At 69.7% G+C, this 20,255-nt stretch carries 18 protein-coding genes; 5 read left to right on the top strand and 13 right to left on the bottom strand.

What is annotated here, in order from left to right; all coding sequences use genetic code 11:
- Positions 1-67 precede the first annotated feature (67 nt).
- The gene (locus FL344_RS27105; protein ID WP_171410160.1) at positions 68-325 is read right to left on the bottom strand and encodes a DUF504 domain-containing protein; all 258 of its coding nucleotides are present in this window, start codon (positions 323-325) and stop codon (positions 68-70) included.
- Between the two features lie 107 nt (positions 326-432).
- A complete protein-coding gene (locus tag FL344_RS27100) occupies positions 433-1,803 on the bottom strand; it encodes a BamA/TamA family outer membrane protein (protein WP_228565406.1) in 1,371 nt (456 codons plus the stop codon).
- Between the two features lie 116 nt (positions 1,804-1,919).
- On the opposite strand from FL344_RS27100, the gene FL344_RS27095 reads away from it, so the two are divergent.
- Together FL344_RS27095 and coaA are read left to right on the top strand one after the other, a co-directional pair.
- Positions 1,920-2,651, top strand: a complete 732-nt coding sequence (locus FL344_RS27095) for a M90 family metallopeptidase (RefSeq protein ID WP_194863271.1) — start codon at positions 1,920-1,922, stop codon at positions 2,649-2,651.
- Between the two features lie 69 nt (positions 2,652-2,720).
- Positions 2,721-3,674 (top strand): type I pantothenate kinase, encoded by a 954-nt coding sequence (gene coaA / locus FL344_RS27090; protein ID WP_141591208.1) that lies wholly within the window; start codon positions 2,721-2,723, stop codon positions 3,672-3,674.
- Positions 3,675-3,681: 7 nt separating this feature from the next.
- Here coaA and FL344_RS27085 read toward each other — a convergent pair whose 3' ends face one another.
- The 3 genes from FL344_RS27085 to FL344_RS27075 all read right to left on the bottom strand — a co-directional run bounded on the left by FL344_RS27085 (position 3,682) and on the right by FL344_RS27075 (position 7,359).
- The gene (locus tag FL344_RS27085) at positions 3,682-5,073 is read right to left on the bottom strand and encodes an aldehyde dehydrogenase family protein (RefSeq protein WP_141620567.1); all 1,392 of its coding nucleotides are present in this window, start codon (positions 5,071-5,073) and stop codon (positions 3,682-3,684) included.
- A gap of 137 nt (positions 5,074-5,210) precedes the next feature.
- Positions 5,211-6,785 (bottom strand): DUF1570 domain-containing protein, encoded by a 1,575-nt coding sequence (locus FL344_RS27080; RefSeq protein WP_141620566.1) that lies wholly within the window; start codon positions 6,783-6,785, stop codon positions 5,211-5,213.
- A 100-nt stretch (positions 6,786-6,885) separates the two neighbouring features.
- The gene (locus FL344_RS27075; RefSeq protein WP_194863270.1) at positions 6,886-7,359 is read right to left on the bottom strand and encodes a GNAT family N-acetyltransferase; all 474 of its coding nucleotides are present in this window, start codon (positions 7,357-7,359) and stop codon (positions 6,886-6,888) included.
- A 93-nt stretch (positions 7,360-7,452) separates the two neighbouring features.
- On the opposite strand from FL344_RS27075, the gene FL344_RS27070 reads away from it, so the two are divergent.
- Positions 7,453-8,523, top strand: coding sequence for an AbrB family transcriptional regulator (locus FL344_RS27070; RefSeq protein WP_228565409.1), 1,071 nt, complete (start codon positions 7,453-7,455; stop codon positions 8,521-8,523).
- Positions 8,524-8,651: 128 nt separating this feature from the next.
- Positions 8,652-9,515: an NAD-dependent protein deacetylase gene (locus tag FL344_RS27065; protein ID WP_141620564.1), complete on the top strand. Its 864-nt coding sequence runs from the start codon at positions 8,652-8,654 to the stop codon at positions 9,513-9,515.
- A gap of 15 nt (positions 9,516-9,530) precedes the next feature.
- Here FL344_RS27065 and gspC read toward each other — a convergent pair whose 3' ends face one another.
- Entirely contained in the window at positions 9,531-10,400 is an 870-nt protein-coding gene (gene gspC, locus FL344_RS27060; RefSeq protein ID WP_141620563.1) for a type II secretion system protein GspC, read from the bottom strand.
- Positions 10,401-10,772: 372 nt separating this feature from the next.
- On the opposite strand from gspC, the gene FL344_RS27055 reads away from it, so the two are divergent.
- The gene (locus FL344_RS27055; protein WP_194863269.1) at positions 10,773-11,735 is read left to right on the top strand and encodes a trans-aconitate 2-methyltransferase; all 963 of its coding nucleotides are present in this window, start codon (positions 10,773-10,775) and stop codon (positions 11,733-11,735) included.
- Positions 11,736-11,756: 21 nt separating this feature from the next.
- On the opposite strand, the gene cysI is transcribed toward FL344_RS27055, so the two are convergent.
- The 7 genes from cysI to FL344_RS27020 are packed head-to-tail and all read right to left on the bottom strand — an operon-like array spanning position 11,757 to position 20,096.
- A complete protein-coding gene (gene cysI, locus FL344_RS27050) occupies positions 11,757-13,445 on the bottom strand; it encodes an assimilatory sulfite reductase (NADPH) hemoprotein subunit (RefSeq protein ID WP_141620561.1) in 1,689 nt (562 codons plus the stop codon).
- A 24-nt stretch (positions 13,446-13,469) separates the two neighbouring features.
- On the bottom strand, positions 13,470-15,296 hold the full coding sequence (locus FL344_RS27045; protein WP_141620560.1) for an assimilatory sulfite reductase (NADPH) flavoprotein subunit: 1,827 nt from the start codon (positions 15,294-15,296) through the stop codon (positions 13,470-13,472).
- Positions 15,293-17,005 (bottom strand): sulfate adenylyltransferase subunit 1, encoded by a 1,713-nt coding sequence (locus FL344_RS27040; protein WP_141620559.1) that lies wholly within the window; start codon positions 17,003-17,005, stop codon positions 15,293-15,295. The genes FL344_RS27045 and FL344_RS27040 overlap by 4 nt, the downstream gene beginning before the upstream one ends.
- The gene (gene cysD, locus FL344_RS27035; RefSeq protein WP_141620558.1) at positions 17,005-17,922 is read right to left on the bottom strand and encodes a sulfate adenylyltransferase subunit CysD; all 918 of its coding nucleotides are present in this window, start codon (positions 17,920-17,922) and stop codon (positions 17,005-17,007) included. Before cysD ends, FL344_RS27040 begins: the two co-directional genes overlap by 1 nt.
- The gene (cobA, locus tag FL344_RS27030; protein WP_141620557.1) at positions 17,915-18,715 is read right to left on the bottom strand and encodes a uroporphyrinogen-III C-methyltransferase; all 801 of its coding nucleotides are present in this window, start codon (positions 18,713-18,715) and stop codon (positions 17,915-17,917) included. The genes cysD and cobA overlap by 8 nt, the downstream gene beginning before the upstream one ends.
- Positions 18,712-19,377 carry a bifunctional precorrin-2 dehydrogenase/sirohydrochlorin ferrochelatase gene (locus tag FL344_RS27025; protein WP_141620556.1) on the bottom strand — a complete coding sequence of 222 codons (666 nt, stop codon included), beginning with the start codon at positions 19,375-19,377 and terminating at the stop codon, positions 18,712-18,714. The genes cobA and FL344_RS27025 overlap by 4 nt, the downstream gene beginning before the upstream one ends.
- Entirely contained in the window at positions 19,374-20,096 is a 723-nt protein-coding gene (locus FL344_RS27020; RefSeq protein WP_141620555.1) for a phosphoadenylyl-sulfate reductase, read from the bottom strand. The genes FL344_RS27025 and FL344_RS27020 overlap by 4 nt, the downstream gene beginning before the upstream one ends.
- Positions 20,097-20,255 lie beyond the last annotated feature (159 nt).

Below are 20,255 nucleotides of genomic sequence, written 5' to 3'. Positions count from 1 at the left end.
GGGGCTTCACCTCCGCGAAGGGTTCGCAACATGCTCGTGATTTTCGCCTCCGTACCCCTTCAACGCGCTACCCGGGCGGAGGTTGCGGCGAATTCAGCAGGTCCAAGCGCTGCTCGCGGTCCCAGACCACCTGGTGGCCCCGCTTGAAGTACCAGACGCGGTGCCAGGGAATCTCGCCATCTGGAACGAAGGCCGCGAATGGCATCTCCTCGCGCGTCTCACCATGGGCGTCGTAGCCGATGGTGAACTCGCGGGGGTCGAACCGCGGGTCCCACTGGATGCGGTGGTAGACCTCGCGGCTGGTCGTGAAGCGTTCGTCGGACATGGCGGACTCGCGGGAAGCGGGGAGGGGAGACGCGCATGTCCTCATGACATGGAGGCATGGCGCGCCGCACCCGACGCCCCACCGCGGGGCCGCCTGACGTGTCGTCCCTAGGACGGATTCACCCCCGCCACCAGATAGAAGCGGAACTCGCCCGAGTTGACGCTGTAGGCCGCGTCCACGCCCACCAGGGGCAGCACGATGTTGCGCAGGTACAGCCGCAGGCCGGCGCCCACGCCCTGGGCCACCGTGGCGTTCCCCAGCCCGCCTGCCGCGTCCGGGAGGTAGCTGCGCACCACGCGCCCATTGACGTCCCGCAACTCCCGGTCCCCGGGCAGCTTGCGCCACATCATCATCCCCGTGTCGGAGAAGGCGACGCCGCGGAAGGACAGCGGGTTCACCGTGAAGAGGGGGAAGTGGTACTCGGCGGTGAAGGACAGGCGCGTGTCGCCCCGGAACTGGCGGTAGACGAAGCCGCGCAGTGAATTGCCGCCCATCACGAACTCCTGATGGAACGGCAGGTCCACCCCCGCCACGGCCTCGCCGCGCAGCACCAGATTGTGTTCACCCACCAGCCGCAGGCCATGGCGGTACAGCAGTCCGAAGCGCTCGTAGCGGAAGTCACTGCCGACGCTGGGATTGGAGCGCTCGTAGGAAGCCTCCAGGTTGAGGCCCTCCATCACCGCGTGCAGGTTCTGCCGCGTGTCGATGCCCACCATCAGCCGCAGGGACGCATCCTGCTGCGACGGGCCCAGGGAGAACGCGGGCGTCGTCACCTCCTCGGAGGTGTCGGGGGACTTCGCGTCGATGGACATCAGCCGGTACTTGGCCGCCGCGCGGACGCGCTCGAACAGCAGGAAGCCCAGCTCTCCGGCGATGGACGCGGAGTTCATCCGCGTCCGTCGCACCACCTCGGGACGCCGCTGGCCGGAGCCGGCCTGGTACTCATCTACCCGGTCGCTGCGAAGCTGGCCTTCCAGGCTGAAGCGGAGCTGGGGCAGCCCGAAGAGGTTCGGGTCCAGGAAGCCCGCGAAGATGCCGCTTTCCGCCGTGCTCACCTGGGCCGCGGTCGCGAACTTCTTGCTGCGGCCCCAGAGGTTGTTCTCCGCGTACAGCACGCCGCCGCCGACGTTGTCGGATTGCAGCACGAAGGTGGGCGCCACCACCCAGGAGGCCTTGTCCTCCACCTCCAGAATCAGCCGCACCCGGCCCGGCCCGGAAGGCTCGTAGCTGACCTTCACCTCCTGGAAGAGGCCCGTGGCGACCAGCCGCCGCTCGACCTTGGCCAGGTCCTCGAGCGTGAGCGGGTCTCCTTCCCCCACACGCGCATAGGCGCGCACCGTGTCCGGCTGGGTCTTCTCCGGTCCGCGGACCACCACTTCCTCGACGACCGGGTCTGACTCCGTGATTTGCGCCGGTGCCTGGGACGCCAGGAGGCTCAGCCCCAGCGCCGCGCATCGAACCCACACGCGTCTGCTCATCACTCGTTGCACGTCCGTGAAAGGGGCTGCCGGCCGGGCCCGCGAGGTGCAATCTACCTCCAGTTTCGCCCCGGGAGGTGCTCCTCGCGCCGTACACGTCTGCTATGCCAGGGCGCATGTTCTCCTTCATCCGCCAGTTCCGGCGTCGGCGACTGCTTCGCCGCCCCTTTCCGGAGGCCTGGCTGGGCTACCTCGACGCGCGCGTGCCCTTCTTCCGCACCCTCTCCCCGGAGCTGCGGCAGTCCTTCCTGGACAAGCTCAAGGTGTTCGCGTGGGAGAAGGAGTTCATCGGCGCCGGCGGCCTGGAGGTCACCGACGAGATTCGCGTGGTGATATCCGCCACCGCGGTGCAGCTCGTGGTGCACCTGGGCCTGTCGTATTACGACCGGCTGCGGGAGGTCATCGTCTATCCCAGCGCCTTCCGAATCCCGGACCGCACGGGAGGGGTGCTGGGCGAGGCGAAGAACTGGGGCTCCGTCATCCTCTCGTGGGAGTCGGTGCTCGCGGGGCTGCGCAACCCCGGCGATGGTCACGACACCGCCACGCATGAGTTCGCCCACGTGTTGGACCGGGCCGACGGCGCCTTCGATGGCACGCCCAACCTGCGCGCGTATTCGCATTACCGGGCCTGGAGCGCGGTGATGAGCGAGCACTTCCACAAGCTTCAGCAGGGCCAGCGCCGGGAACGGCAGGTGCTGGATGACTACGGTGGGCTCAACGAGGCCGAGTTCTTCGCGGTGGCCACCGAGTCGTTTTTCGAGAAACCCCGGCAAATGCAGGAGAAGACGCCGGAGCTCTATGAGGAGCTGAAGCGCTTCTACGGGTGGGATCCTGCGGCTGGCACCTGAACGTCCGAGCGTGAATGTCTCGGCTGTGCTACGCGGCGGCTAGGATGTTCATCTCCTGGAGTGGAATCCATGGCCTTAGCCACCGGTCTGTCCCCATCCATGTTCATCGACCTGGAACGGGAGGCCTGGCGGGCGCTGCGTGCCGCTACGCCTCTGCCGCTGAAGTCCGAGGACATTGATGGACTGCGGGGCCTGGGAGAGCACCTCGACCTGGACGAGGTGGTGGACGTCTACCTGCCCTTGTCCCGGTTGCTGAACCTGCAGGTGGCCGCGGCGCAGCGGCTGTGGGCGGAGCAGCAAGCCTTCCTGGGAGGTTCGGCGCAGAAGGTGCCGTACATCATCGCCATCGCGGGGAGCGTGGCGGTGGGCAAGAGCACGACGGCGCGCATCCTCCAGGCGCTGCTGAAGCGGTGGCCGGACCACCCGCGCGTGGAGTTGGTGACGACGGACGGGTTCCTCTTCCCCAACGACGTCCTCACCGAGCGCGACTTGATGAAGCGCAAGGGTTTCCCGGAGAGCTACGACCGGCGCGCCCTGGTGCGCTTCCTGGCGGAGCTGAAGGCCGGACGCGCGGAGGTGGCGGCGCCGGTGTATTCGCACCTCGTCTACGACGTGGTGCCCGGTGAGGCGCAGGTGGTCCGCCAGCCCGACATCCTCATCCTGGAAGGGCTCAACGTCCTCCAGGCCGGGGCGCAGGAGGGGAAGCAGATGCCGGCGACGTTCCTCTCCGACTTCTTCGACTTCTCCATCTACGTGGACGCGCACGAGCACGACATCCGCCGCTGGTACGTCAACCGTTTCCTCAAGCTCCAGCAGACGGCGTTTCGCGACGAGCGCAGCTATTTCCGCCGGTTCTCCGAGCTGAACCACGAGCAGGCGATTCAGCTCGCCGAGTCGGTGTGGGGTGAAATCAACGGGCCCAACCTGGCCCAGAACATCGCGCCCACCCGTTCGCGCGCGCGCCTCATCCTCCTCAAGGGCCCCGACCACAAGGTGAAGCGGGTGAGGCTGCGCAAGCTGTAGCCGCGCGTCAGAAACGCAGGCGGTAGTGGAGCGCCTTGGGCCGCGTCAGGGCGTCGAAGCCCAGCGCGCTCAGCGTCACGCCGCGTCCGGAGTCCTTCACGCCGCTCCATGGCAGCGCGGGGTCCAGCGCGTCACAGCGGTTCATGTAGACGGTGCCCGCTTCCAGTTGCCGCGCCAGCCGGTCCGCGCGCTCCCGGTCGGATGTCCACACGCTCGCGGTGAGGCCCAGCCGCGAGGCATTCATCAGCGCCAGGGCCTCCTCATCCGAGTCCACCGGCGCGATGGGCAGCAGTGGCCCGAAGGACTCTTCGCGCATCAGCCGCGCCTGGTGGCACACGTCGCGGAGCAGGGTGGGCTCGAAGAACCGGCCCCGTCCTTCCACTTGTGCCGCGCGGCCACCCGTGACGAGCCGTGCGCCCAGGCTCATGGCATCCTGGACGAAGGACTGCAGCTCGGCGGGGTGCCAGGGCTGGGCGATGGGGCCCATCGTCGTCCGCTCGGACTCCGGGTCGCCCAGCACGTAGGCGCGCACGAGTGGCTCCGCGGCGGTGATGAAGCGCTCGTACAGCGAGCGGTGCACGTACACCCGCTCCACGGCGCAGCAGCTCTGCCCCGCGTTGTACATGGCACCGTCGACGATGTTCTCCACCGTCTTGTCGAAGTCACAGTCCGGCGCGACGTAGGCCGGGTCGTTGCCTCCCAGCTCCAGGCCCATGTGGAGGAATCGCTCACGCGCGGCCGTCTGCATTCTGTGGCCGCCGAGCACCGAGCCCGTGAAGAGGACGTGGTCCACCCGCGCGTCACCGACGAGCTGCTCCGTGCCTGGGTAGTCCAGGAAGATGGCCTGCACCGCGCCGTCGGGCGCGCCTGCTTCGGCGAAGGCGCGCGCGAAGTGGCCACCGCACAGGGGCGTGCGCGGTGAGTGCTTCACGATGACCGCGTTGCCCGCGAGCACGGCGGGCGCGATGGCATTCACCGCGGTGAGGAGTGGGTAGTTCCAGGCGGGCAGGTCCAGCACCACGCCCAGCGGCTCCTTCGCGATTCTCCGCTCGAAGCCGTCCTTGGGCGGCAGGACGATGTCCGCCAGGGATTCCTCGGCGATGGCGGCCATGTGACGCAGGCGTCCCGCCATGCCGCCCACCTCACCCCGGGCCTGGGACAGCGGCTTGCCCATCTGCCGGGTGATGTCCCGTGCGATGGCGTCGGTGTTCTTCTCCATCGCCTCGCACGCGCGCAGCACCAGCTTCACGCGCTCCGCCACGCTCAGGGCGCGCAGCGCGCGCGACGCGGCGCGGGCTCGCTCCAGCACGGTGTCCAGCTTCGCGGGCGACGTGGGCTCGACCGAAGCGGCGACGTCGCCGGTGAAGGGATTGTCGACGATGTGAGTGAACTGGCTCATGGCCTCGCAGGAAAGCCATGGACGCGCATTGCGTCATGGGTCCACGAAGTCGCCGGCCGCCCCAGCCCCCCGGCGCGTGAGGTACGCGACAGACTGCGTCCGGGAAGTGTTGTCGGCCCATCGCCAGCCTCCGTGCTTCAGGTGCCGGGCGGGGACGCCACGCAAAGGGTGCCGTCCTCGAGCCCGGCGATGCGCTGGCGGAGCAGGTTCTCCAGCTCCGGTGCGCCTTCCTCCTGGATGAACTCCAGGGCCCGGTGCTCCGCCTGCCGTGCCTCCTCGCAGGCGCCGGTGCCGGCCAGCGCCAGGGCCAGCGTGTCCAGGGCGTTGGGGCTCCACGGCGCGAGCGCCACGGCCCAGCGCGCCAGCGGCAGGGCTTCCTCGCTCCGGTCCTGGTTGATGAGCATCCACGCCAGCTCACGCGCCGCGTTGGCGTTGCGCGGATCGAGCCGCAGGGCTTCGCGATAGGTGGCCTCGCGCTCCTCTTCCGCGGCGGGGGCGTGCCGCAGCGCCATGCCCAGCAGCAGCCACGCCTCGCTCTCGTGGGGATGGGCCTCCACGATGCTTCGGCCAATGGCCACCTGTTCGGACGGTGGCGCGCCGCGCAGCTTCGCGGACAGCGCCAGGAGTCCCGTGGGGTTCAGCCGGAGCGCCTCGTCGAGTTCGTCCCTCGCCACCTTCTGGCGGTTGGTGATGAAGGGTTCCCGATGCGCCAGGTGTGCCCCCAGCGCGGCGAGCCTGGCGCGGATGGCATGGACTTGGGCGTCATCGAGGTACTCCTCGACGAAGGCCGTTCCCACGGACGGCACGGAGACGGTTCGCTGCACGAAACGGCGGTTGCGCAGGTAGTCGTAGAGCACGCCGTCGAGCGAGGGGGACATCAGCTCGGGCAGCGCCCGCGCGAGTGCCTGCTCAGGGGCGACTCCCTGGTTGAGCAGCGCCAGGTATTCGGCGAAGGGCTGGGGCCGCTCATTCAGCAGCCAATGCACCAGCAGCCAGCTCCCTGCGTAGTTCGTGCCAACGGCCTGGTCTTGCTCGCGAGCCTCCAGGGTTCGGTCCCACTGGAGGACTCGCTGCATCGTCCAGCCTCGTGCCACGTCCCGCCGGACGCCGTCGAGCCAGGACGTCATTTGCGCGATGGCCGTCCAGTGCGGCACGCCAACGACAGCAGTCTGTCCATCCTCCGAGAGGCGCAGCGTTTCGAGGTACTCGGCCAGGCCCTCGGACAACCAGCGGGGCTGACGAGAGAGTGGATAGGCGCTCAGGTAGTGGGCGAGTTCGTGGTTCAGTGAGGATGAGGACGCCAGGGACATTCCGGAGAAGGTCTGCTCCCAAGTGCCGGGCCGTCCCGACAGGACGATGAGTGCCTCGCTGTCGGAGCGGAAGAAGAAGGCGCGCACGCGGCGTGGGTAGAGGCCCTCGAACTCGCGCGGGTTCTGAAGCACGTAGACGTCCAGCTTCGCCATCTGCTGGCCCAGGGACTGCGGCCACATCGACGTGAGGATGGCGGCGCGGGTCCGCTCCAGGCGCTGCATGGCCTCGCGGGCCTCTTCGGCGGGGAGGTCCGTGTGCAGCGTGTAGTGGTCACTGTCCAGGCGCAGCCAGGGCCGGCCGCCTTCACCCGGGCACGTGGTGAAGCGCGGGCCCACGACGCACGCGAGCTGGGTGGTGGAGAGCAGTGCAAGCAGTGCCCCCATCGCGAGGTCGTGGCGCAAGTCGGGTCGTCTCCTCGGCCGGGGCGCGGTCCCCGGCGCATGGGCCATGTAACGTCTGACCACCCGGGACATAGCGGCGAGCGCTGGCCGTGGCCCGGCGTCAGCGTGTCCCGCCCGCTGGCCGCACCATGTCGATGTGGGGAATGCCGTCCTCGTCATAGACGTCGCCCTGCGTCTGGAATCCGAAGTCTTCGTAGAAGCGCTGGAGGTAGTGCTGGGCCCCGATGTGGACGGCGGCCTGTGGGTACAGGCTGTCCAGCCGGGCAAGGCCACGCGCCACCAGCTCGCGCCCCAGCCCCTGGGCCCGTGCGCGGGGCGACGTCACCACGCGGCCCAGGCTGCTCTCCTGGGGATACTTCACACCGGGAGGCAGCACCCTCAAGTACCCGGCGAGCAGCCGGGTACCCTGCGACTCCGTGTGGAGCAGCAGGTGTTCCGCGCTCCGGTCGAAACCGTCCACGTCCTGGTAGATGGAGCGCTGCTCCACCACGAAGACTTCCTGTCGCAGGGCGAGCACGTCGTACAGCTCGTCGAGGGACAGCTCCTGGAAGGACTTCCATTGCCAGCATCGCATGAGGAGGGCGTCTAGCACGGGTAAGCGTGCGGGGCTTTCCTCGGCGGATACCCGGCGCATGTCCCATCCTTCATTGGTACGTTCGGCGCCGTGATGACGAATGACTCCGCGCCTGGACGCCGCTCACGCCGCGTGGTGGCCGTCACCGTGGCGACGCTGCTCGCCGCTGGACTCGCGGAGCTCGTCCACCTGCCTGCCGGGGCATTGCTGGGGGCGATGGTGGTGTCCATCGCCGCGTCGCTGACGCTGTCCGTGCACGTCCCGGTGCCGCGCCGGGGGCTGCTGGTGGCGCATTCGGTGCTGGGGGGCGCGCTGTGTTCGTCCTTCTCTCCGGAGGCCTGGAGCGCGCTCGCGGAAAGCTGGGCCGTGTCACTGGGCGCCGTGGTGGGCGTGGTGGCCGTGGCGCAGGGCGTGGCGTGGGTGTGCGCGAAGCTGGGCTACCTGGACTCGCGCACCGCCACCTTGGGGCTGATGCCGGGGGGCGCGTCCGCGATGGTGGCGCTGAGCGACGAGCTGGGCGCGGACGCGCGGCTGGTGACGCTCTTCCAGTTCATGCGCCTGTGCATCGTGATTCTCGTGGCCGTGGTGGTGGGGCGGTGGGTGGGGGATACGCCGGACGTGGCGGTGGCCCGCGCGGCGGACCTGCCGGGCTCGCCGCCACCGTTGTGGGCATGGCTGACGACGGCGGGAGTGTCCGTCGTGGGCAGTTTCCTGGGGCTGCGCTTGAAGCTGCCGGCCGGTGCCTTCCTGGGGCCCGTGTTGCTGGGCATCCCCCTCACGGCGCTGGGCCTGCCGGTGGGCGCGTGGCCTCCGGGCCTCCTCCCGTTGGGCCTGTGGGTGCTGGGCGTGCGCGTGGGCAGCCAGTTCGATGCCTCGGCGGTGCAGGATCTGAAGCGCGTCGCTCACGTCGCACTGGCGGCCTCGGTGGCGATGGTGGTGGGGTGTCTGCTGCTGGCGTGGGGCTGGTCCGCCGCCACGGGCGTGGACCTGCTCACCACCTACTTCGCGACGTCTCCAGGCGGCGCTGACTCCGTGCTGGCCATCGCGCTGGGCACGCGTGCCACTTTGTCCGTCGTGCTGGCGGTCCAGGTGGGACGGCTGCTCTTGATCTTCCTCGTCGCGCCGACGTTCCTGCGCAGGCTGTCTTCCGCCCGGAGCGCGTGAGCACCCCGCTGGCCGGGCTGGCAGGCGTGCCTGCCAGAGTGGGTGGGGGCAGGTGTGCGCCCGGGAGGTCCCAGGCGAGGGCGGACGTTCGGCGCGGCCAGGGACGCGCGGTTAATATGTAGGCCGCGATGACTGCCCCGCACGATGCCTTGCCTGTTCCCAGCCTCGCTCCGAGCATGGAGGCGCTGGTCTCATTGCTCACGCGCCGCAGCACGGTGGTGCTCACCGGGGCGGGGTGCAGCACCGAGTCAGGCATCCCCGACTATCGGGGGCCCGGGACGCGGGCGCGGGCGCGCAATCCCATTCAGCATCGCGAGTTCCTCACGCGCCCCGAGGTCCGGGCGCGCTACTGGGCGCGAAGCCTGAGGGGCTGGCCGCGCTTCTCCTCGGCCCGGCCCAACGCGGCGCACGCGGCGCTGGCGGAGCTGGAGCAGGCGGGCCATGTCCGAGGCCTCATCACCCAGAACGTGGACGGGCTTCACCATGCCGCTGGTAGCTCGCGGGTGATTGAGCTGCATGGCGCGCTGGCCCAGGTCCGGTGCCTGGCGTGCGGCGCGCAGGAGGCGCGCGAGGCATTGCAGGCGCGGCTGCTGTCGCTCAACCCTGGCTTCTCCCTCGAGGTGCTGGAGCTGCGTCCGGACGGTGACGCGGACCTGACCTCCGAGCAGTTGTCTTCCTTCCAGGTCCCTGCGTGCCTGGCGTGTGGTGGCACGCTCAAGCCGGACGTCGTCTTCTTCGGAGACAACGTGCCGGTTCCCACCGTGGCGTCGGCGTTCGCCCTGTTGGAGGAGGGCGACGCGCTGCTGGTGGTGGGCTCTTCGCTGGCCATCTTCTCCGGCTACCGCTTCCTGGTGCGCGCGTCCGAGCGTCGCATGCCCATCGCCATCCTCAACCTGGGAGAGTGCCGGGGCGTGGAGCTCGCGGACGTGCACCTGGAGGCGCGGGCAGGGGATGCGCTCCCCCGGCTCGCGGCGGCACTGGCCCGGAGCTGAAGGGCCGTACGGCAATCACTTCACGTCGTACACCTTGCGGACCTGGCCCCCTCCTCGCTCGATGTCGAGCTCGAGGTGCGAAGCGCCCCGTAGCAGCATGAAGGCCTCCAGGGCTCTGTCGGGCGCGTCGAGCGAGATGCCATTGACGCGCCGGAGCACGTCACCAGACTGGATGCCGAGCTGCTCGTAGAGGGAGCCCTTCTTGATGGAGAAGACCTTGAAGCCCTCGGGCTTGCCGTCGCGGAAGGCAGGCACCACGCGGGCCTGGGTGAGCAGGCCGTCCATATTGGCAAGCGCGTCTTCGACAGCGCGGCGGGACACCTCATAGGTGTGCTCACCCACCGTGCGGATGCCCGTCTGCGCGGGCGCGGCGTTCGCCAGGAAGGGCGCGTGTGAGACGCCGCCATGGCGGTCGGCGTGGATGAACTCCTCCCGGCCGTCCACCAGGAAGGTGATGCGCTCGCGCTCGATGGAGACGACGCGAGCGCCCTGCAGGTCGTCACCGGTCATCACGCTGCGGATGCGCTTCGCGTCGAGGTCCTCGAGCGAGGCGAGCGACCACTGCGAGTCATGCGCCACCAGGGTGCCGAGCAGCTTCAACCGCAGGGACGTGTTCATGGCCGTGCCGCCACCCGAGGGCGGCAGCGGCTCCGGCGATTTGTCGAGGGTCAGTCCTGTGAGCTTTGCCAGACGACTGCCTTCCAATGCCGCGCGGGCGCGTGAGGCAGCCTCGGCCGGCGAGGCTTGCTCATCCCGCATGTTTGAAATGCGGGGAGTGAATGCGAACTCCACGAGCAGGTTCGTCGTGCTCGCCAGGAGAAGCATGGCGAGTGCGATGAATGTCGTCGTGACGAGCCAGAAGTGCTTCCGGAGTGGGGTGGCCATGGCCGAGTGCCTTTGGGTTCAGGAGTGACACGCGGCCCTTGAGCAAGCACGAGGCCAGGGCCTGAGTGGGGCTGCGCTCACTCTGGACGCCTTGCCCGCACGGGACTTCCCCAGCCACCGCTGTCACGGAAGGGGGACACGTGTGTGACTTGCTGTCACGCCACTTGAAGAGTCCGGACGCGTTCGAGAACGCACCCACGCGGGATGGTGGCACCACGGGCTCTGGCACGGCCAACCGTTCGGCGAGCGCCGCAAACGGTCAGGTTCGCGACGGCGACCACCGCCACGCGGTACGGGCCTTCGATTGGGGAGATTGTGCACGGCGCGGAAGCCATGGAACAGGACAGGTGCCGCGCTAGGCTCCGCCCCATCATGTCGAGCCCCACCGAGTCCGCTGCGCACCCTCGCCGCTTCCATGCCGAGCCCCTGACCCACATCCATCGGCACTTGCTGGCATCGCTCGGGGCGGGGCCTGTCACCATCGAGGTGCCAGACCCGGACCTGGGCAGGGGGTGCTACCCCGGCGAGCGGGTGGGCCCGTCCGGCGCGCTGCTCCATCGGCCCCTGCGCAGTTGGTGCGACCTGGCGGAGGGGCTCGCGTGCCGGCTGCTCACGCCCCGCGCGGTGGATGCGACGCACATCTCGCTGACCTTCGAGCGGCTGGGGCCCGAGGCGCCCTGGCACGCGGGAGGCCAGGCGGACGAAGCGGTGTCACCGCAAGAACGCTATGGCGCGGCCTCCGCGTTCGCGCGCCTGCGCAAGCTGGAGGACGCGGGCTTCCTGCTGCCGTGGCTCGAAGCGCTTGGGCGCATCCGGTTGCCGGAGTCAGGCCGCGTGCTCGACCTGGGTGTCAATCGTGGGGATGAGCTGGCGGCGTTCTCGTGGCTGGAGGAGGCCCCGGATGTGCGCTTCGTGGGGGTGGACCACAGCGCCAGCGCCATCGAAGAGGCTCGTGCCCGCTTCCCCGATGCTCGGCACCGCTTCGTCGTCGCCGACCTCAACGCGCTGCCGGAGGACCTGGGACGCTTCCACCTGGTGGTGTCGGTGGGCACGTTGCAGAGTCCCGGCGTGGATGACCATGCACTGCTGCGCAGGCTGGTGCAGGAGCACCTGGAGCCGCGCTCGGCGCTGCTGCTGGGCTTCCCGAATTCCCGCTTCCGGGACGGTGAGGTCGTCTATGGCGCGCGGGTGCGGAACCTGCGCGAGCCCGACCTATCGCTGCTGGTGAAGGACCTGTCCTTCTACCGTCGCTATCTGCACCAGCACGGCTTCCGCACGTTCCTGGGCGGCAAGTACGACCTGCTCCTCACCGCGGTGCGGGACGCGGGCGAGTGAACGCGCGCGGGCCGCGTTGGCTCAGGACGGCCGAGGCGGAACGGCTGGGCTGGGGACGTGGCCAGCGCGCACCACGAAGTCGCCAAAGCCTTCACCGGGCTGACGTTCGCGTGCGTAGCCTTCGAACAATGGCTCCAGCGCGGCGAGGATGGCGTCCTCGTCGATGTTCTCCCTGTAGAGATGACTGAGGCGCTGGCCTCGCGCATCTCCGCCCAGGTGCAGGTTGTAGCGGCCTGGCGCCTTGCCCACGAGTCCCACCTCCGCCAGGTACGGCCTCGCGCAGCCGTTGGGGCATCCGGTGATGCGGAGCAGCAGGTTGGCGTCCTGCAGGCCATGCGCCCGCAGCCGGTCCTCCAGCCGTCCCACGAAGGTGGGCAGGTAGCGCTCCGCCTCCGCCATGGCGAGCCCGCACGTCGGCAGCGCCACGCACGCCAGCGCGTTGCGGTGCACCGGGCTGGCGCTGCGGAAGCTGTCCAGCGCGTGCGCCGTCACCAGCGCGCCGATGGCGTCGCGAGCCTCGGGCGTCACACCCGCGATGACGAGGTTCTGGTTCGCCGTGAGCCGGAAGTCCCCGGTGTGGATGCGCGCAATCTCCCGCAGGCCCGTCAAGTGCGGGGCGCCGGGCCGGTCCGCCACGCGGCCGCTGTCCAGGTGCAACGTCAGATGCCACCGGCCGTCATGGCCCTCCGTCCACCCGAAGCGGTCTCCGTTGTGCTCGAAAGCGAAGGGGCGCGCTGGCTGGAGCGGGAAGCCGAGCCGCTTCTCCAGCTCCGCCGTGAACCAGGGAACGCCGCGCTCCTCCAGGACGTACTTCAGGCGCGCGTGCTTGCGGTTGGTGCGGTTCCCGAAGTCGCGGTGAATCTTCACCACCTCCTCGGCGACGGCGAGCGTCTGTTCCGGCGGGATGAAGCCGACGACGTCAGCCAGCCGGGGATAGGTGGCCGCGTCACCATGCGTGGCGCCCATGCCGCCGCCCACGGAGACGTTGAAGCCCACGAGCGCGTCGCCCTCGATGATGGCGATGAAGCCCAGGTCCTGCGCGAAGACATCCACGTCGTTGAGGGGCGGAACCGCCACGGCGGCCTTGAACTTCCGGGGCAGGTACGTGGCGCCGTAGATGGGCTCGTCCTCACCGCCGGCCACCTTCTCCTTCCCCAGCCAGACTTCGTAGTAGGCGCGCGTCTTCGGCAGCAGGTGCTCGGAGATGCGCACCGCCCACTGGTACACCGTCTCGTGGACGCGCGAGTCCACCGGATTGGGGTTGCACAGCACGTTGCGGTTCACGTCGCCGCAGGCGGCCAGCGTGTCCATCATCGCTTCGTTGATGCGGGCGATGGTGGGCCGGAGGTCATCCTTGATGACGCCGTGCAGCTGAAAGGCCTGCCGCGTGGTGATGCGCAGCGTGTGGTTGGCGTGCTCGCGCGCCAGGGCGTCCATCACCAGCCACTGGGCCGGTGTGCACACACCTCCAGGCAGGCGGGTGCGGAGCATGAAGCTGTAGTCGGGCTCCAGCTTCTGCTGACGCCGCTCCTCGCGCACGTCGCGGTCGTCCTGCTGATAGCTGCCGTGGAACTTGATGAGGTTGGTGTCCGGCGCGGCGAGGCCGCCCGTCACCGGGTCCTCCAGGCTCTCCGCCAGACTGCCCCGGAGCAGGCGGCTCTGGGTCTTGATGTGCTCCACTTCGGAGAGTGGCTTGGGCTGGTGGCTCATGTCGTTGCTCGCAATCGGAATGGGTCAGTAGACGTCGCGCAGGTAGCGCCGCTGCTCGCGCAGGGTTTCGAGCCAGGCGTGCGCGTCCTCGCGGCTCTTGCCGCCGTGGGTGGAGACGACGTCCACCAGTGCCGCGTGGACATCCGGGGCCATGCGCTGGGCGTCGCCGCACACGTAGAGGTGGGCGCCGCCTTCGAGCCATTCGTAGACGTCACGTCCGGACTCACGCAGCCGGTGCTGCACGTAGACCTTCTGTGCGCGGTCCCGCGAGAAGGCGAGTGACAGCCGGTGCAGCGTCTGCTTCTTCAGGGCCTCCTGCCACTCCGTCTGGTAGAGGAACTGGGTGCGGAAGTGCTGCTCACCAAAGAAGAGCCAGTTGCGGCCCTTCGCTCCGGTCTCCGCGCGCTCCTGGACGAAGGCCCGGAAGGGCGCCACGCCGGTGCCAGGGCCAATCATCAGCACGTCCTTGGTGCCGTCCTCCGGCAGCCGGAAGCGTTCGTTCGGCTCGATGAAGACGCGGACCGTGTCGGCTCCGGCCGTGCGAGTGGCCAGGTGGTACGACGCCGCGCCGAAGTGCCGCAGATCGAACACCGTGTAGTCCACCACCGCCACCGTGAGGTGTGCTTCTTCACCCACGCGCTTGGGGCTGGAGGCAATCGAGTACAACCGGGGCGTCAGCCGGCGCAGGGACTGGACCAGCTCCGTGGCGTCCCAGGTGGCCTTGTGGGCGCGGAGTACGTCGATGACCTGATGCCCCGCCAGCAACGCGCGGAAGGCCTCGGCGCGGCCCGGTTCGAGCACTTCGCGCAGCGCCGCGCTGCCGGACAGCGTGGCGTGCCGCTCCAGGAAGGGGCGGTTGAGCCTGGTGATTTCCAGCTCGTCACTCAGCCAGCGCGCCAGCGGGAGCGTGCGGCCCTCTCGGGTGACCGCCGCTTCTCCGTCGAGGCGCAGCTCGGACAGGAAGGACGCCACCAGCTCCGGCGGATTGTGGGGCCACACGCCCAGCGCGTCGCCGGGGGCGTATTCCAGCCCGGAGCCCGCGAGCGACAGCTCCAGGTGTCGCACGTCCTTGAGCGCGCCGCGTGCGGTGATGCGCTGATTGAGCAGCACCTCCGCCGTGTAGGGCGCTTCCTTGGTGAACGCGGGCGTGGCGGGCAGCTCCCGCAGCGGCACGACAGTGGCCGTCACCGTCGTCTGCGGAGTCAGGGCTTCGCGCGCCAGGGTGTAGGCCTGGTCGAGCCAGCCCTTGGCCACGGGCTCGAAGTCCACGTCGCAATCGGCACGCGCCAACAACTGGCTGGCGCCCAGCTCCGCGAAGCGGGCGTCGAGCCGCCGGCCCACCTCGCAGAAGCGCGGGTAGCTGGAGTCTCCCAGCCCCAGCACGGCGTAGCGCAGCCCCTCCATGCGAGGCGCGCGCTTGCCGAGGATGAACTCACAGAAGCCGCGTGCGTCGTCCGGCGGGTCGCCATCTCCCTGGGTGCTGATGACCACGCAGAGCAGCTTCTCCTTGGCCAGCTCCCGCACCGGATAGTCGCTGGCCCGGAACAGCCGCGTGGCGAGCCCGGCGGACTCCACCTGGTGCTTGAGGCGCTCGGCCAGGAGGCGGCTGTTACCCGTCTGCGTCCCGTAGATGATGGTGAAGTGGCCGGCGGGGGCCGCCACGGGTACGGGCGTCACGGGGACGACGGTGACCTGGGGGGCGCGGACGGCCAGTCCCGCCGTGTAGCCGCTCAGCCAGTGCAGGGCGGAGGCGTCCATCTCCTCCACGAGCTTGAGCAGCAGGGCACTCTTGTTCTCACCCAGCAGCGCGTTGATGAACGGGGGAGCATGGGTGGCAGGGGATGCGCTCATCGTGCGGCCTCCCGGAGGGAGATGATTCGGTCGAGGTGCTGCTCCAGGTCTTCAGTGGCTTCCAGCTCCAGCCACGCGGCGCCGGCATCGCGGGCCTCCGCGCGCAGGGCCCGGCGTGTCTGGGGCGCGTCGGTGTGGACCAGGGCCACCAATCCCGCCGCCGCGAGCGCCAGCGCGACCTCCACATCACCGGGGCTGGTGGTGACGTGCCAGCCCAGGTCGAACAGCCGGCGCTCCAACTGGAAGGCGCGTGAGCCCGCGTCCGGCGTGGCGGGCAGCAGGACGATGGCGCCGGGCTGACCCAGCCGTCCCCGCCGCTCGGACTGCGTGATGAGCGACGAGGCCACGTCGCCCTTCGTCGACTCCTCCGCAGGACCCAGGACCATGCCCGCGGCCACCGTGTCGTGCGTGAGCGCGTCGATGACGATGAAGGCGCCCGTGCGGCGATTGTCGCGGTACGGGTCGGTCAGCAGCGGCCGACGGCACACCACCCGCACCCGGCCGATGTCGTTGAGCGACAGGGACTCGGCGGGTTGTTCGGACAGGTCCGCCAGTTCCTTGCGCCACAGCACCCGCTCGATGTGCGCGGGCGCGGTCCGCGAGGCCTGCTTCACCAGGTAGCGGCGCGAGCAGTCCAGCGGCTGTTCTCCGAACCACACGAGCATCGCGTCGAGCTGGTGGAGCGACAGCGGCGGCTGGTCCACATGGGCCAGCACGTCGCCTCGGCTGGCGTCCACTTCGTCTGCGAGCCGCAGCGTGACGGACGCGGGGGACGCGGCCTCCTCCAGCGGTCCGTCGAAGGTGTCGATGCTCGCCACGCGCGTGCGCCGCCCGGAGGGATGGACCTGGATTTCATCCCCGACGCGGACGGTGCCGGAGGCAATCTGTCCCGCCAGCCCTCGGTAGTCCTGGTGGGGCCGGAGCACGTACTGAACGGGGAAGCGGAAGGGCGCGTCGTCCTGCCGGCGCTGGTGAGGCAGGGACTCCAGCCACGCGAGCAGGCTGCCGCCTTCATGCCAGGGCGTGCGGGCGCTGGGCCGGGTGATGTTGTCCCCGCGACTGGCGCTGATGGGGAAGAGCCGCACGCCCTCGAAGCCGAGCGCGTGAGCGAAGTCCACCAGCTCGGCGCCGATGCGCTCGAAGGTGCCGCGGTCGAAGTCCGTGAGGTCCATCTTGTTCACCGCTACGGCCAGGTAGGGGATGCCCAGCAGCGAGGCGATGTACGCGTGGCGGCGCGTCTGCGGCAGCACGCCCAGTCGCGCGTCCACCAGGATGACCGCCGCGTCCGCGGTGGAGGCGCCGGTGGCCATGTTGCGCGTGTACTGGATGTGGCCCGGCGTGTCCGCGACGATGACCTTGCGCCGCGCGGTGCTGAGGTAGCGGTAGGCAACGTCGATGGTGATGCCCTGCTCACGCTCGGCGCGCAGGCCGTCGGTGAAGAGGGAGAAGTCCAGTTCCTCCCCGTCCGCGCCGGCCGCGGCCTTCAGTCCCTGGACCAGCGCTTCGGAGGGCACGGACACGGCGGCGGCGGTCCGCTTCGCGCTGGCCTTCCGCACGGCGGAAATCTGGTCCTCGAAGAGCCCGTCGCACTCGTAGAGGAGCCTGCCGATGAGGGTGGACTTCCCGTCATCCACGGAGCCGACCACGACGAGTCGGAGCAGCTCCCGGGAGGCATGCTGGTCGAGCAGTTGCTGCAAGCCGGTGTCCATTAGAAGTAGCCCTCGCGCTTCTTGAACTCCATGGAGCCCTCTTCGTCGTGGTCGATGAGTCGGCCCTGCCGCTCGGACTGGCGGGCGTTCACCATCTCGTGGATGACGGTCTCCACCGTGGTGGCGGAGGATTCGATGGCGCCGCTGAGCGGGTAGCAGCCCAGGGTCCGGAAGCGCACGCGCCGGAGTTCGGGCTTCTCCCCGGGCCGCAGCCGCATGCGCTCGTCATCCACCATGAGCAGCGTTCCGCCCCGGTCAATGACAGGACGCTCCGCCGCGAAGTAGAGCGGCACCACGGGGATGCGCTCGCGCAGCACGTAGTGCCACACGTCCAGCTCCGTCCAGTTGGACAGCGGGAAGACGCGCATGCTCTCGCCCGCGTCGACGCGGCCGTTGAAGAGGTTCCACAGCTCCGGCCGCTGGCGGCGCGGGTCCCACTGTCCGTGCCGGTCCCGGAAGGAGAACACCCGCTCCTTGGCGCGGGACTTCTCCTCGTCGCGCCGCGCGCCACCGAAGGCCGCGTCGAAGCCATGCGCCGCCAGCGCCTCCAGCAGCGCCTGTGTCTTCATCGCATGGGTGTACTTCTGGCTACCGTGGTCGAAGGGGTTGATGCCCTCGGCCAGCGCGCGCTGGTTCCGGTGGATGATGAGGCGCAGTCCGTGGCGCGCCACGAAGGCGTCCCGGAACGCATACATGTCCCGGAACTTCCAGGTGGTGTCCACGTGGAGCAGCGGGAAGGGCAGGGGCGCGGGGTGGAAGGCCTTGCGCGCCAGGTGCAGCAGGACCTGGGAGTCCTTGCCGATGCTGTAGAGCATCACCGGGCTGGCGAACTCCGCCACTGTCTCCCGGAGGATGTGGATGCTCTCCGCTTCCAGTTCCGACAGATGGGACGACCGCGCGAACGTGTGCTCACTCATGACCGCCCTCCGCCACGCGCGCTGGCGCGTGTCCATGCTCCGTGGATCCTTGCGCCACCAGTGAAGGCAGGCGTCCGCGCAGCGAGACGACCTCGCCCACGATGAGCAGCGACGGCGAGCCGAGCGCGTCACGCGTCGCCGCCTGGGCGATGTGGCTCAGCGGAGCCTCCACCACCCGTTGATGCTCCCACGTGCCCGCCTCCACCACGGCGGCTGGGGTGGACGCGGAACGCCCCGCGCCGACCAGCGCGCGCACCGTCTCCTCCAACCGGCTGCCCGCCATGTAGAGGACCAGCGTCTGGGCCTTCGCCAGGAAGTCCCAGGCCGGCGGGCTGCCGCCTCGGTATGCGGTGGCGAACGTCACCGCGCCGGAGACACCCCGGTGTGTGACGGGAATGGCAGCCGCCGCGGGCACGGCTGTCCCCGCGGTGAGGCCGGGCACGACTTCATACGGGACGCCCGCCTCTTCCAGCGCGAGCGCTTCCTCGCCGCCGCGGCCGAAGACGAAAGGGTCACCGCCCTTGAGCCGCACCACGCGGCGCCCCAGCAGCGCCTGGGCGATGAGGATGACGTGAATCTCCTCCTGGCTCACGGAGTCTCCGCCGCCCTCCTTGCCCACGTAGATGAGCCGGGCGTGGGGTCGCGCATGCTCGAGTACGCCAGGGTGGACCAACCGGTCATGAACGACGGTGTCCGCCTCCCGGAGCACGCGCGCGGCGCGCAAGGTCAACAGCTCCGGGTCTCCCGGACCCGCGCCGACCAGGAACACTCGGCCTCTCGTCTGCTCTCTCATCGTGTCTCTCCAGGTATCTTCGAGTGCTCCAACTCCGTGCGGAGCCGAGCCCAGGCGGCCTTGCGCTCGCCTTGCTCCAGGAGCGCGCCGATGTCTCCCACCGCCACCTGCTTCAGCAGCCGCTGGCGCGCTTCGCCTCGGGGCAGGTGTTCGCGGAGCCAGCCGCTGAGTCGCGCCAGCCAGATGTGGTGTCGCGTCACCTGCCCGGTGAGCGTTTTGCGCAGGTGGCTGGCGAGCGCGGGGGCCCGCCCCGCCGAGGACACGGCGACGGTGATGGGGCCGCGCCTGCCGACGGAGGGCAGGGTGAAGTCACACAGCGCCGGTTCGTCCGCGGTGTTGACCCACAGGCCCAGGTCTCGGGCTTCGGTGGCCACCTGCCGGCCCACGGCCACGTCATCCGTGGCCGCGAGCACCAGGTGATGGCCGCGCACGTCGCCGACCTCGTAGGAACGGGGCTGCCACTCCAGGCGTCCATCGGCTGCGAGCCGCCGCAGCGTGGCGGTGGCCTCCGGCGCGATGACACGCAGTCGCGCGCCGGCGTCGAGCACCGCGAGGGCACGGCCCTCCGCGATGGCGCCGCCGCCCACCAGCAGGACGGAGCGTCCCTCGAGTCGAAGGCACACGGGATAATCCAGGGGGTGTGAAGGCATGGCGCGTTTCATCGGACCGGGTGGAGGCCGCACTCGCGGTTCTCCGCGGACTCCCACCACCAGCGGCCCGCGCGCTCGTCCTCGTAGGGTTTCACCGCGCGCGTGCAGGGCGCACAGCCGATGGACGGGTAGCCACGGTCATGGAGCGCGTTGTAGGGCACGCTCTTCGCCCGGACGTAGGCCCAGATGTCCCGGCTGCTCCATGTGGCCAGCGGGTTGAGCTTGAGCAGCCCATGCACATTGTCCACCTCCAGCGTCGCCACGTCGGTGCGGGTGACGGACTGCTCACGGCGCAAGCCCGTCACCCACGCCTGTTGACCCGCGAGCGCGCGCGACAGGGGCTCCACCTTGCGGATGGCGCAGCACGCCTTGCGTGCCTCCAGGCTCTGGCGGAAGGAGAAGTAGCCGTTCGTGGACTCCAACTCCTCCACGCGCGCGCGCTCGGGGAAGTACGTCTCCACGGTGACGCCGTAGCGCTTCCGCACCACCTCCATGAGCTCGTACGTCTCCGGGGGCAGGCGTCCGGTGTCGAGCGTGAAGAGGCGCAGGCTGGGCGCATGCTGGCGCGCCAGGTCGATGAGGACCATGTCCTCCACGCCGAAGCTGGAGGCGATGGCCGCGCGCGCACCGAAGCGGCGCTCGGTCCAGGCGAGGAGGTCCTGCGCGGGGGCGTCCTTCACTTCAGCGGCTTCGGCGAGCAGGGCCGAGGCCTGGGGCTGCGAGGGCGACATGGTGACTCCAGGAAAAGAAAAGGCCCGCCTCTTTCGAGGGCGGGCCGCACGAGCAAGAAGGTTCGAGAAGGACGCGCTACACGCTTCTCGATGCTCGGCACCCGCCTGCAGGCGGACACACGGGACACGCACGGCACAGACAGAACGCGCCACACGTGG

Source organism: Myxococcus sp. AB036A (genome assembly GCF_006547355.1).
GTDB classification, from domain to species: domain Bacteria; phylum Myxococcota; class Myxococcia; order Myxococcales; family Myxococcaceae; genus Myxococcus; species Myxococcus virescens.
The sequence above is the reverse complement of the archived record's forward strand: the minus strand, read 5'-3'. Positions and strand labels throughout refer to the sequence as shown.

What these genes read in the sequence shown, in the direction of transcription:
- FL344_RS27095 (WP_194863271.1), top strand. Translation starts at nt 1,920, where the DNA reads ATGTTCTCCTTCATCCGCCAGTTCCGGCGTCGGCGACTGCTTCGCCGC.
- FL344_RS27055 (WP_194863269.1), top strand. Translation starts at nt 10,773, where the DNA reads ATGTCGAGCCCCACCGAGTCCGCTGCGCACCCTCGCCGCTTCCATGCC.
- FL344_RS27025 (WP_141620556.1), bottom strand. Translation starts at nt 19,377, where the DNA reads ATGAAACGCGCCATGCCTTCACACCCCCTGGATTATCCCGTGTGCCTT.
- FL344_RS27045 (WP_141620560.1), bottom strand. Translation starts at nt 15,296, where the DNA reads ATGAGCGCATCCCCTGCCACCCATGCTCCCCCGTTCATCAACGCGCTG.
- gspC (WP_141620563.1), bottom strand. Translation starts at nt 10,400, where the DNA reads ATGGCCACCCCACTCCGGAAGCACTTCTGGCTCGTCACGACGACATTC.
- FL344_RS27070 (WP_228565409.1), top strand. Translation starts at nt 7,453, where the DNA reads ATGACGAATGACTCCGCGCCTGGACGCCGCTCACGCCGCGTGGTGGCC.
- FL344_RS27085 (WP_141620567.1), bottom strand. Translation starts at nt 5,073, where the DNA reads ATGAGCCAGTTCACTCACATCGTCGACAATCCCTTCACCGGCGACGTC.
- FL344_RS27105 (WP_171410160.1), bottom strand. Translation starts at nt 325, where the DNA reads ATGTCCGACGAACGCTTCACGACCAGCCGCGAGGTCTACCACCGCATC.
- FL344_RS27020 (WP_141620555.1), bottom strand. Translation starts at nt 20,096, where the DNA reads ATGTCGCCCTCGCAGCCCCAGGCCTCGGCCCTGCTCGCCGAAGCCGCT.
- cobA (WP_141620557.1), bottom strand. Translation starts at nt 18,715, where the DNA reads ATGAGAGAGCAGACGAGAGGCCGAGTGTTCCTGGTCGGCGCGGGTCCG.
- FL344_RS27065 (WP_141620564.1), top strand. Translation starts at nt 8,652, where the DNA reads ATGACTGCCCCGCACGATGCCTTGCCTGTTCCCAGCCTCGCTCCGAGC.
- FL344_RS27040 (WP_141620559.1), bottom strand. Translation starts at nt 17,005, where the DNA reads ATGGACACCGGCTTGCAGCAACTGCTCGACCAGCATGCCTCCCGGGAG.
- FL344_RS27075 (WP_194863270.1), bottom strand. Translation starts at nt 7,359, where the DNA reads ATGCGATGCTGGCAATGGAAGTCCTTCCAGGAGCTGTCCCTCGACGAG.
- cysI (WP_141620561.1), bottom strand. Translation starts at nt 13,445, where the DNA reads ATGAGCCACCAGCCCAAGCCACTCTCCGAAGTGGAGCACATCAAGACC.
- FL344_RS27100 (WP_228565406.1), bottom strand. Translation starts at nt 1,803, where the DNA reads ATGAGCAGACGCGTGTGGGTTCGATGCGCGGCGCTGGGGCTGAGCCTC.
- coaA (WP_141591208.1), top strand. Translation starts at nt 2,721, where the DNA reads ATGGCCTTAGCCACCGGTCTGTCCCCATCCATGTTCATCGACCTGGAA.
- cysD (WP_141620558.1), bottom strand. Translation starts at nt 17,922, where the DNA reads ATGAGTGAGCACACGTTCGCGCGGTCGTCCCATCTGTCGGAACTGGAA.